Origin of the sequence: Sphingobium psychrophilum (assembly GCF_012927105.1) — a bacterium.
GTDB classification, from domain to species: Bacteria; Pseudomonadota; Alphaproteobacteria; order Sphingomonadales; family Sphingomonadaceae; genus Sphingobium; species Sphingobium psychrophilum.
The window spans coordinates 157,548-166,658 of record NZ_JABBFV010000006.1; the positions used below are offsets into that span (position 1 = coordinate 157,548).

The 9,111-nt window shown below is 63.2% G+C and carries 12 protein-coding genes, 1 tRNA gene, 1 pseudogene and 1 riboswitch; of the genes and pseudogenes, 10 read left to right on the plus strand and 4 right to left on the minus strand.

Annotated elements, in window-relative coordinates; all coding sequences use genetic code 11:
- Positions 1–2 precede the first annotated feature (2 nt).
- Positions 3–437 carry a VOC family protein gene (locus tag HHL08_RS10550; protein ID WP_169572980.1) on the minus strand — a complete coding sequence of 145 codons (435 nt, stop codon included), beginning with the start codon at positions 435–437 and terminating at the stop codon, positions 3–5.
- Between the two features lie 104 nt (positions 438–541).
- On the opposite strand from HHL08_RS10550, the gene HHL08_RS10555 reads away from it, so the two are divergent.
- A complete protein-coding gene (locus HHL08_RS10555; RefSeq protein WP_169572982.1) occupies positions 542–1,249 on the plus strand; it encodes an SIMPL domain-containing protein in 708 nt (235 codons plus the stop codon).
- Between the two features lie 9 nt (positions 1,250–1,258).
- Here HHL08_RS10555 and HHL08_RS10560 read toward each other — a convergent pair whose 3' ends face one another.
- The 3 genes from HHL08_RS10560 to HHL08_RS10570 form a co-directional block, all read right to left on the minus strand.
- Positions 1,259–1,504 (minus strand): hypothetical protein, encoded by a 246-nt coding sequence (locus tag HHL08_RS10560; RefSeq protein ID WP_235955024.1) that lies wholly within the window; start codon positions 1,502–1,504, stop codon positions 1,259–1,261.
- A gap of 87 nt (positions 1,505–1,591) precedes the next feature.
- Positions 1,592–2,461, minus strand: a complete 870-nt coding sequence (locus HHL08_RS10565; RefSeq protein WP_169572984.1) for a tetratricopeptide repeat protein — start codon at positions 2,459–2,461, stop codon at positions 1,592–1,594.
- On the minus strand, positions 2,461–3,237 hold the full coding sequence (locus HHL08_RS10570; protein WP_169572986.1) for an alpha/beta fold hydrolase: 777 nt from the start codon (positions 3,235–3,237) through the stop codon (positions 2,461–2,463). The genes HHL08_RS10565 and HHL08_RS10570 overlap by 1 nt, the downstream gene beginning before the upstream one ends.
- A 122-nt stretch (positions 3,238–3,359) precedes the next feature.
- On the opposite strand from HHL08_RS10570, the gene HHL08_RS10575 reads away from it, so the two are divergent.
- The 9 genes and pseudogenes from HHL08_RS10575 to cobW all read left to right on the plus strand — a co-directional run bounded on the left by HHL08_RS10575 (position 3,360) and on the right by cobW (position 9,109).
- Positions 3,360–3,446 (plus strand) — tRNA-Leu (locus HHL08_RS10575).
- Between the two features lie 123 nt (positions 3,447–3,569).
- Positions 3,570–4,022: an integrase arm-type DNA-binding domain-containing protein gene (locus tag HHL08_RS25600; protein WP_235955025.1), complete on the plus strand. Its 453-nt coding sequence runs from the start codon at positions 3,570–3,572 to the stop codon at positions 4,020–4,022.
- A complete protein-coding gene (locus HHL08_RS25605) occupies positions 4,019–4,363 on the plus strand; it encodes a tyrosine-type recombinase/integrase (protein WP_235955026.1) in 345 nt (114 codons plus the stop codon). The genes HHL08_RS25600 and HHL08_RS25605 overlap by 4 nt, the downstream gene beginning before the upstream one ends.
- A gap of 73 nt (positions 4,364–4,436) precedes the next feature.
- Positions 4,437–4,769, plus strand: a complete 333-nt coding sequence (locus HHL08_RS10585) for an ArsR/SmtB family transcription factor (protein WP_169572988.1) — start codon at positions 4,437–4,439, stop codon at positions 4,767–4,769.
- Positions 4,770–4,779: 10 nt separating this feature from the next.
- Entirely contained in the window at positions 4,780–5,202 is a 423-nt protein-coding gene (gene arsC, locus HHL08_RS10590; RefSeq protein ID WP_169572989.1) for an arsenate reductase (glutaredoxin), read from the plus strand.
- Complete coding sequence (gene arsB, locus HHL08_RS10595) at positions 5,159–6,250, plus strand: ACR3 family arsenite efflux transporter (RefSeq protein WP_169572991.1); 1,092 nt, start codon at positions 5,159–5,161, stop codon at positions 6,248–6,250. Before arsC ends, arsB begins: the two co-directional genes overlap by 44 nt.
- Positions 6,247–6,672 (plus strand): arsenic resistance N-acetyltransferase ArsN2, encoded by a 426-nt coding sequence (arsN2, locus tag HHL08_RS10600; protein ID WP_169572993.1) that lies wholly within the window; start codon positions 6,247–6,249, stop codon positions 6,670–6,672. The genes arsB and arsN2 overlap by 4 nt, the downstream gene beginning before the upstream one ends.
- Positions 6,669–7,416 (plus strand): annotated as a pseudogene (gene arsH, locus HHL08_RS10605) (arsenical resistance protein ArsH). The gene arsN2 and the pseudogene arsH overlap by 4 nt, the downstream one beginning before the upstream one ends.
- 245 nt (positions 7,417–7,661) lie before the next feature.
- Positions 7,662–7,892: riboswitch (cobalamin riboswitch) on the plus strand.
- A gap of 179 nt (positions 7,893–8,071) precedes the next feature.
- Positions 8,072–9,109, plus strand: a complete 1,038-nt coding sequence (cobW, locus tag HHL08_RS10610; RefSeq protein ID WP_169572994.1) for a cobalamin biosynthesis protein CobW — start codon at positions 8,072–8,074, stop codon at positions 9,107–9,109.
- Positions 9,110–9,111: the final 2 nt, after the last annotated feature.

Below are 9,111 nucleotides of genomic sequence, written 5' to 3' on the forward strand. Positions count from 1 at the left end.
GCTTACCAGACCCCGACATTGGGCATCGACGCCCACGGTTCGGCCGGCTCCAGCCGCCCATCCTGCAACAGTTCGATCGAAATATCGTCGGGCGTGCGCACGAAGGCCATATGCCCATCGCGCGGCGGGCGGTTGATCGTCACGCCCGCGTCCATCAGCCGCTGGCAGGTGTCATAGATATTCTCGACCTGGTAGGCGATATGGCCAAAATTACGCCCGCCATCATAGGCTTCGGCCGGACTGCCATCCACCGGCGGCCAATTATAGGTCAGTTCGACCTGCGCATCCTCATCCCCCGGCGCGGCGAGATAGACCAGGGTGAAGCGACCCTGCTCGCTGTCGAAGCGCTTGACCTCTTTCAGCCCCAGCAGCTCGAAAAAGGCGATCGTCTTGTCGATGTCACTGACGCGGATCATGCTATGCAGGAATTTGGGCAAGTCTTTCTCCGTTCGTCGCCATAAAGCAACGGTTCATCTCGGTGATTGTAGCTATGCTCTCAAGATAAGGTCGCGCATCACCAGACGGAAGAGGAAAGCGGACAATGGCGTTGGAAATGCGGGACAAGATTTTGCTGGGCGGCGCGGCGTTGCTGGCCTTCGGGACGATCGCGGGCGGTTATCTGCTCGGCGACGGTTTGAAACGGGCCAAGGCGGCGGACCGCTCGGTTACGGTGCGTGGCCTGGCGGAAAAAGATGTGACGGCGGACCTCGCCACCTGGTCGATCAGCTATTCGGCCACCGGCTTCGACCTGCCCACCGTGCGGGCGGAGATCGACAATAATACCAAGGAATTGCAAGCCTATTTCAATGGCCTGGGCTTTAAGCCTGGCGAGTTGACCCCGACCGGCGCGGGGGTGAACCAATATCTCAACAATGGCGTCAACAACATCACCATCACCCAGCGGATGCTGCTCCGAACGACCGACGTCGCCCGCGCGCAAAAGGCGGTCGCCCAGCAGTTCGACCTGGTCCGCCGCGGCGTGACGTTGCAAGAAGGGTCGGGGATGAAATATAGCTTTACCAAGCTGAATGACGTCAAGCCCGACATGGTCGCCGCCGCCACCCGCGACGCGCGCGCCGCCGCCGAACAATTCGCCAAGGATTCAGGGTCCGGGGTAGGGGGCATCAAGAGCGCCACCCAGGGTTATTTCTCGATCGACGCCCGCGATGGCGAAGGCGGCGACGGATCGAGCGACACGCCTTATAAGAAGGTGCGCGTCGTCACGACCGTCGACTTCTACCTCAAATAAGGGGCTTTCTCAGCACCGGCCCCGGCGGCGATCCCGACGTGAGCAGCGATCATCCTTGTCGCCGATGACTGCGCCGACAGCGCCACCGATCGCGGCACCTTCAACCGTGCCAAGGCCGGTGGCGCTGCCCACGACCGCGCCACCCGCGCCGCCGATCAGGCCGCCTCGGGTCGCGCCGCGCGAACAGGCAGTGGTCGCCATCGCGCCAACCAGCAGCAGGCCGATGGCTGCGCTTTTCTTCCAATAACTGTCCAACTCGCTGTCTCCTTCATGCAATCCCGCTACGGACGAGCGAACGGGGCGAAGGCGAAAGCGGTTCCGTTACAAAGTCTTGCTGGCGTTTTACTTGGCCGCCTTGGCAATCGGTAGCCGCGACAGATTGTCCGCCGCCGCCTTGCCGGACGAGCTGTCCGGGGCCAGCTTCACCGCCCGTGCCCAGGCCGCCCGCGCAATATCCTCGTGATCGGTCAGGACGGCGATATTGCCCTCCTCCAGCGCGACCGAGGCGTCATCGGGCGACAATTGCACCGCCCGCGCGATATGCGCCTGCGCCAGGCTCATCTCGCCCGACCGCCGCGCCAGCGTGGCCGACAACAGCCAGCCTAGCGGGTCTTTGGGCGCTTGCGCCAGCGCGACGTCCAGCGAATCGCGCGCCGCATCCGGCTCGTTCAGCGCCACCAGCGCCCGCGCCCGGTCCAGATGGACCTCGCCCTTTTCCAGCCCGTCGGGCAATCCACGAGCCAGCGCCGCGTCGAAATCGCCCCGCGCCTTGGGCAGGTCGCCGCTGGCCATCGCGGCGTTGCCCGCCTGCGCCCATAGCCGCGCCGCCTCCACCATCTCGCCGCTGCGCTCGGCCTCCTCGGCCGCCTGCTCGAACGCGACGATCGCCGGCGTCCAGCGCTCGGCGCGCGCATAGGCAAAGCCCATACAGTGGCGCGCATAAAAGCTGCCCCCCTCGATCCGCCATTTCTGGGCGAAGGCGATTCCGGCATCGGGCGATTCGATCGCCTGGTCCAGGCATGCCTGAAACGGCGCGGCAAATTTGGCGGGGATGGACACCTTGCCGTCCTCGCGCGCCGGGGCCGCCGCCGCAGGATTCGCCGCCGCTGCCGCAGCGGCGCGCTCTTCCTGTTTTTCCCTCCGGCTGCGATTCATCACCGCCTCGGTTTCGGGGGAATAGGCCTGGAGCAGGAGTGGCAGGAGGAAATGCATTAGAGTGTGTCCACGGTTTGGGCCAACAGGCTGGAGACGGTGCGGATCAACAGGGCGATGTCGCCGTCGCGGGAAAGACGATGGTCGCCGTCCTTAATCAGCAGCGTCTGCACATCGGATGAACGCACCAGCCCGGCCGTTTTGACCGCCACATACCAGGGCACGTCGCGGTCCTGCTGGCCGTGGAGTAGCCGCACCGGACAATCGATCGCGATTTCGCCCTCCAGCAGCCGCAACGCCTGTCCCGACTGCCAGAAGGCCAGCGTCGTCACATAGGGGGCTTCGCTATAGGCCGACGGCTCCTCGATCCGCCCCTCGGTCGCCAGCAGCGCTTTGTCCGCATCGGTGAAGCCCCATTCGGTAAAGTCGGGCGCAGCGGCGATGCCGACTAGTCCCACAACCCGATCGGGCCGGGCCAGCGCCACCAGCAGCGCCAGCCAGCCGCCCATGGATGATCCGACCAGCACCACCGGCCCCTCGACCAGCGCGTCCAGCAGCAGCAGCACATCGTCGCGCCAACGCGCGAGCGTCCCGTCCGCAAACCGCCCCTCGCTGGCGCCGCAACCGGCATAATCCAGCCGCAGCATCGCGCGGCCCTGCTCTGCGGCCCACCGCTCCAGCGCAACCGCCTTGCCGCCCTCCATGTCGGACATGTAACCGGGCAGGAAGACGATCGTCGGTCCGATGCCGGCCTGCTGCCGATAGGCCAGACGCAGCCCGTCGGGCCGGGCGAACAGCGCGGGCGGGGCGGCAGGAATATCGTTCACGGTCAGCATCCTTCATGATCTTGCGATGACGATGCCGCCTTAGACCGGCTTTTTGCTATGGCGAGAAAAATATTGGAGACAATGCGTTGACAGCTTTGGGGGACCCGGTTAGAGGCGCCCTCCTACCCCGTGCCCAGATGGCGGAATTGGTAGACGCACCAGCTTCAGGTGCTGGCGATCGCAAGGTCGTGGAGGTTCGAGTCCTCTTCTGGGCACCAGAGACCTTTCCGGCGACGTCCGGGAAGGTCCAGCAAGCAGCTGGTTTTACAGCATTTTTTCAGTGAAAATCGCCAAATGAAATCCGGGCTCATCCACCCGAATCCATCGACAGCACCATCAGAATGGTGGTGTTTTTGATGGTGCCGGAGAGCCCCTTTGGAGCTGGCACCATCATGGCACTGAATCATATCCAGATCACCAACGCCAAACCCCGGGACAAGGCCTATAAGCTGGCCGACGCCGATGGGCTGTATCTTGCCGTCCAGACGAACGGTACGAAACTCTGGCGCATGAACTACCGGTACCTCGGTCGACAGAAGACGCTCTATTTCGGCGCCTGGCCCGAGGTAGGGATAGCTATGGCGCGCCAGCAGCGCGCCGCAGCAAGGGAGCAGATCGCTGCCGGGCTCGACCCCGCCGCCGAGAAGCGGAGCGACACACTCGCGCGCAAGGTGGCCGCGGACAACACGTTCAAGACGATCGCCGAAGAATGGGTGGCGAAGAATGAGCTAGAGGGCGCGCGCCGATCAAGCTCGACAAGATTCGCTGGATCCTTGGCATGGCCTATCCCATGATCGGCAGCTTTCCTGTCTCGAAGATATCGCCGCAGGAAGTCCTGGCCGTCCTGCGCAAGGTGGAGGCGACCGGCCGCTACGAAAGTGCACGCCGGATGCGCAGCGTGCTCAGTCGGGTTTTTCGCTATGCGATCGCGACCGCTCGGGCGGATCGCGATGTCGCGGCCGACCTGCGTGGCGCGCTCATCACCCCGAAGGTCCGGCATCTCGCCGCGATCACGACGCCCAGAGAGGCTGGCGCGCTCCTGCGCGCAATCGACGGTTACACAGGTCACGAAATCACGGCGATCGCTCTGCAGCTCTCACCCCACCTTCGTCCGGCCGGGAGCAGATTTGAGTGAAGAAGCTGTGGTGCTTGCGATCGGCACAACATGTGGATTGCCCAGATCAAAATATATCGATATATCCAGATATATGAAAACTGAATCGGCCGTCACCACCTTGTCGGGCCTTGCGCAGGAAACCCGCCTGCAAACCTTCCGCTTGCTCGTCCAGCATGAGCCTGATGGCATGGCGGCTGGTGATATCGCGCGCGCGATGGGCGTGCCGCAGAACACGATGTCCACGCATCTGGCGATCCTCGCCCGCGAGGGGTTGGTAATGTCGGAACGGCGGAGCCGGTCGATGATCTACCGCGCGAACCTCGATCGGCTGCGCGACCTCACGCTGTTCCTGCTGAAGGATTGCTGCGGTGGCCGCGCCGACGTGTGCCGCCCGCTGATCGCAGAACTCACCCCCTGTTGCTGAAGATTCATCCATGGATATCCTGATCTACCACAACCCGGAATGCGGTACGTCGCGCAACACGCTCGCGATGATCCGCAACACAGGGATCGAACCGCACGTGATCGAATATCTCAAGACGCCTCTGGCGCGGCCCTTGCTCGTCCAGCTTATCGAACGGGCAGGCATGACCGCCCGCGAACTGTTGCGCGAGAAGGGCACACCCTATGCCGATCTTGGGCTTGGTGACCTTAGTCTCACCGACGACCAGCTTGTGGATGCGATGATGGCGCATCCCGTGCTGATCAATCGTCCGCTCGTGGTGTCGCCGTTGGGCGTGAAGCTTTGCCGTCCTTCCGAGATGGTGCTGGAAATCCTGCCCGATGCGGCGATGGGTGAGTTCACCAAGGAAGATGGCGAGCGCGTGCTGGACGAGAAGGGCAAGCGTGTCTCGTAAGCCCGAGCGGCTGTCTTTTCTGGATCGCCATCTCACGCTATGGATATTCGCCGCGATGGCGCTTGGCATCGCGCTTGGCACCGTCTTCACCGGCCTACCCGCCGTCCTCAACCGTGCCTCGATCGGCACGACCAACCTCCCGATCGCCATCGGCCTGATCCTCATGATGTATCCGCCGCTCGCGCGCGTTCGGTATGAGGCGCTTCCCCTCGTTTTTGCGGACAAGCGAGTTCTCGCTTTGTCGCTGGTGCAGAACTGGATCATCGGTCCCGCGCTCATGTTTGTTCTGGCGGTGGCGTTCCTGCGCGATCAGCCTGAATATATGACTGGCGTCATCCTTATCGGCCTTGCCCGGTGCATCGCCATGGTTCTCGTCTGGAACCAGCTTGCACGAGGGGACAATCAGTATGTGGCGGGGCTGGTGGCGTTCAACTCCCTCTTCCAAATCCTGTTTTTCTCCACCTACGCATGGTTGTTTCTTACCGTGCTGCCGCCGCTGCTGGGCCTTCAAGGCAATGTGGTGGAGGTGAGCTTCTGGACCATCGCGGAAGCGGTTTTGATCTACCTCGGCGTCCCGTTCGCAGCGGGATTTTTGACCCGTCGCGTGCTCACCAAGCGGCGTGGCCACGAATGGTATGACACGCGCTTCATTCCCACCATCGGGCCGATCACGCTGTTGGCGTTGCTTTTCACGATCGTCGCGATGTTTAGCCTCAAGGGCGCGGAAGTGTTGGCGCTGCCAACCGATGCGGTACGGATCGCGATCCCGCTCACGATCTACTTCGTGGTGCAGTTTGTGATCAGCTTTGCGATGGGTAAGCTGATCGACGCAGACTATCCGCGCACCACCGCCATCGCCTTCACCGCATCCGGCAACAACTTCGAACTGGCGATCGCGGTATCCATCGCCGCCTTCGGGCTGGCGTCACCCGTGGCATTCGCCGCCGTCATCGGCCCGCTGGTGGAGGTGCCGGTGCTTATCTGTTTGGTCCATGTCGCCTTGAACCTTGGACGGCGTTGGTTTCCAAAACCGGAAGCGCTCACATGATCACCGCCATTCCGGTTATTGACGCCCTCACGGAAGCTTTGAGTGCTGCCAACCTCCCGATCGGCGACCTCGCCGAGCCCGGACGCAGCTTCTACCAAATGGGGGACGATGATGGCGGGACCATCGGCTTCGGCGGATTGGAGGGCGAGGGCGCGCACCGTCTGATGCGCTCGCTGGTGCTGCTGCCGCATCGTCGCGGCAGCGGTTACGGGCAAGCCCTGGTCGCCATGTTGGAGGATCGCGCCCGCATGGAAGGCGTTGCGCACCTGCACCTTCTGACCACCACCGCTGCGGCGTTCTTCGCCGCCCAAGGATATCAGACTGCAGATCGCGCCTCCGCGCCCGCCAGTATAGCAGCATCGCAGGAGTTCACCTCCCTGTGCCCCGCAAGCGCCAGCTACATGACCAGGGCCATAGCATGACTCGACTGCGTGAGCTTACCAACCCGGATCATCTTCCCGCGCTGGACGAGCGCTACATTCTCCGCCGTCCCGCGCTTGGCCTTGGCGACCTTGATCCACCGCCACGCATCCTGCTTCTCTACGGCTCGCTGCGCGATCGATCCTATTCCCGGCTCTGCGTAGAGGAAGCCGCAAGATTGCTGCGATTCTTCGGTGCCGAAACCCGCATATTTGATCCATCTGACCTTCCTCTCCCCGATCAGGTGAAGGGCGACGATCATCCTGCCGTCCATGCGCTACGCGAGCATTCGCTTTGGTCGGAAGGGCATGTGTGGTGCAGCCCGGAGAGACATGGGCAGCTGACCGGCATCATGAAAGCGCAAGTAGATCATCTGCCGCTATCGATGGGCGGGATGCGCCCGACGCAGGGCCGCACGCTCGCGGTGATGCAGGTGTCTGCGGGATCGCAGTCGTTCAACAGCGTGAACACGCTGCGTGTGCTTGGCCGATGGATGCGCATGTTCACCATCCCCAATCAGTCGAGTGTGGCAAAGGCATTTAACGAGTTTGACGATGCGGGGCGCATGAAAGCCGTCCAGCTATTATGACCGGATTGTGGATGTGATGGAGGAGCTTGTGCGCATGACCGTGCTGCTTCGTCCGCATGTCGATCAACTCGTGGATCGCTACTCCGAACGAAAGGAGGCGGGGGTGCCCGTCGATCCAACCACTGACCTGTCGAGCATTGCGACCGTCACACAATAGATCGGACGGGACGCTTTATGGCGCAACGCGATCTGGAAGCGCCGCGGCGCGTAGTGAGGACGGTTTTTTGGGATATCCTGGCCTAATCAGAACGACAGAGCCGCTGTAAAATAAGACTTTTTCCGATCTGGCTGTCGTGGCGTTCATCCGCGCATCCGCACCGCATGACTTCGCCTGATCGACAAGTTCGATTGGCTTGGCCGCAACTTTGGTTTATGGCCGCCGCCGAAGGGCCGGCTTGCCGGGCCTTCGATGATCGCGCCGGTGCCCCGCAAGGGGCTTAATCGGGAATGTGGTGCGGGCGTTTCGCCCAAATCCACGGCTGTCCCTGCAACTGTAAGCGGATAGCGCGATGCACAGGCGTCCTTGTCATCAGGGACGCAGCCACTGGAACCCCGCCTGACCGGCGGACCGGGAAGGCGTGCATCAAGCTGTGACCCGTGAGCCAGGAGACCTGCCGGCGCACTGGTCGCTCTTGCCTTGGTCCAGGGGATGGTCATGGCACGGTAATTCTCCGTCTGAGCGACGAACTGTGCGGCTGGGGCCGCATCGGTGCGTGGTAACGGGTGCATTGGTGCGCCCGCCCGTTGTCGCGCATCGACCGGCCATGCGCCGGCAAGCCCCGCCTTTCGTCGTTCGGCGTGCGGGGATGTTCATGTCCGATCTTACCAAGGTGCCCGTCACCATCGTCACCGGCTTTCTGGGCGCGGGGAAAACCACGCTGATCAGCCACCTGATCCGCAATGCCGGGGGTCGTCGGCTGGCGGTGGTGGTCAATGAATTCGGGACGCTGGGCGTGGATGGGGATATCCTTGCATCCTGCGCCATCCCCGATTGCCCGGCTGAAAACATCGTGGAGCTGGCCAATGGCTGCATCTGCTGCACCGTCGCCGACGACTTCATCCCCACGGTGGAACGGCTGCTCGCGCTCGATCCGCGCCCCGACCATATCCTGATCGAAACGTCGGGGCTGGCGCTGCCTAAGCCGTTGCTGAAGGCGTTCGACTGGCCCGCGATCCGCAGCCGCATCACCGTCGATGGCGTACTGGCCCTTGCCGATGCGGAAGCGGTGGCGTCAGGCCGGTTCGCGCCCGATCTTGCCGCGCTCGCCGCGCAGCGCGCCGCCGATCCCGGCATCGATCATGAAACCCCACTGTCGGAACTGTTCGAGGATCAGTTGGCCTGCGCGGACATGGTGCTGCTGACCAAGGGCGATCTGGCCGGGCCAGATGGCGTCGTCGCGGCCCGCGCTGTCATCGCGGCGGAAGCGCCCCGCCCGGTGCCGGTGATCGAACTGGTCGACGGCGTGGTCGATCCGCGCCTGATCCTGGGGTTGGACGCGGCCGCGGAAGACGACATCGCCGCCCGTCCGTCGCACCATGATGGCGAGGACGATCATGAACATGACGATTTCGACAGCATTGTGGTCCCGCTGGACGAAATCGCCGATCCGGCCGATCTGGTCGCGCGCATCGAACTGCTGGCCCGTGACCACCGCATATTGCGGGTGAAAGGCTATGCGGCGGTGACGGGCAAGCCGATGCGGTTGCTGGTCCAGGCGGTCGGTGCGCGGGTGCGCCATCATTATGACCGCCCATGGCGGCCTGGCGAGCCGCGAGTCACCACGCTGGTCGTCATTGCCGAACGGGCCGATATCGATCCACCAACCATCCGGGCGGTACTGCTGGGCTGAGC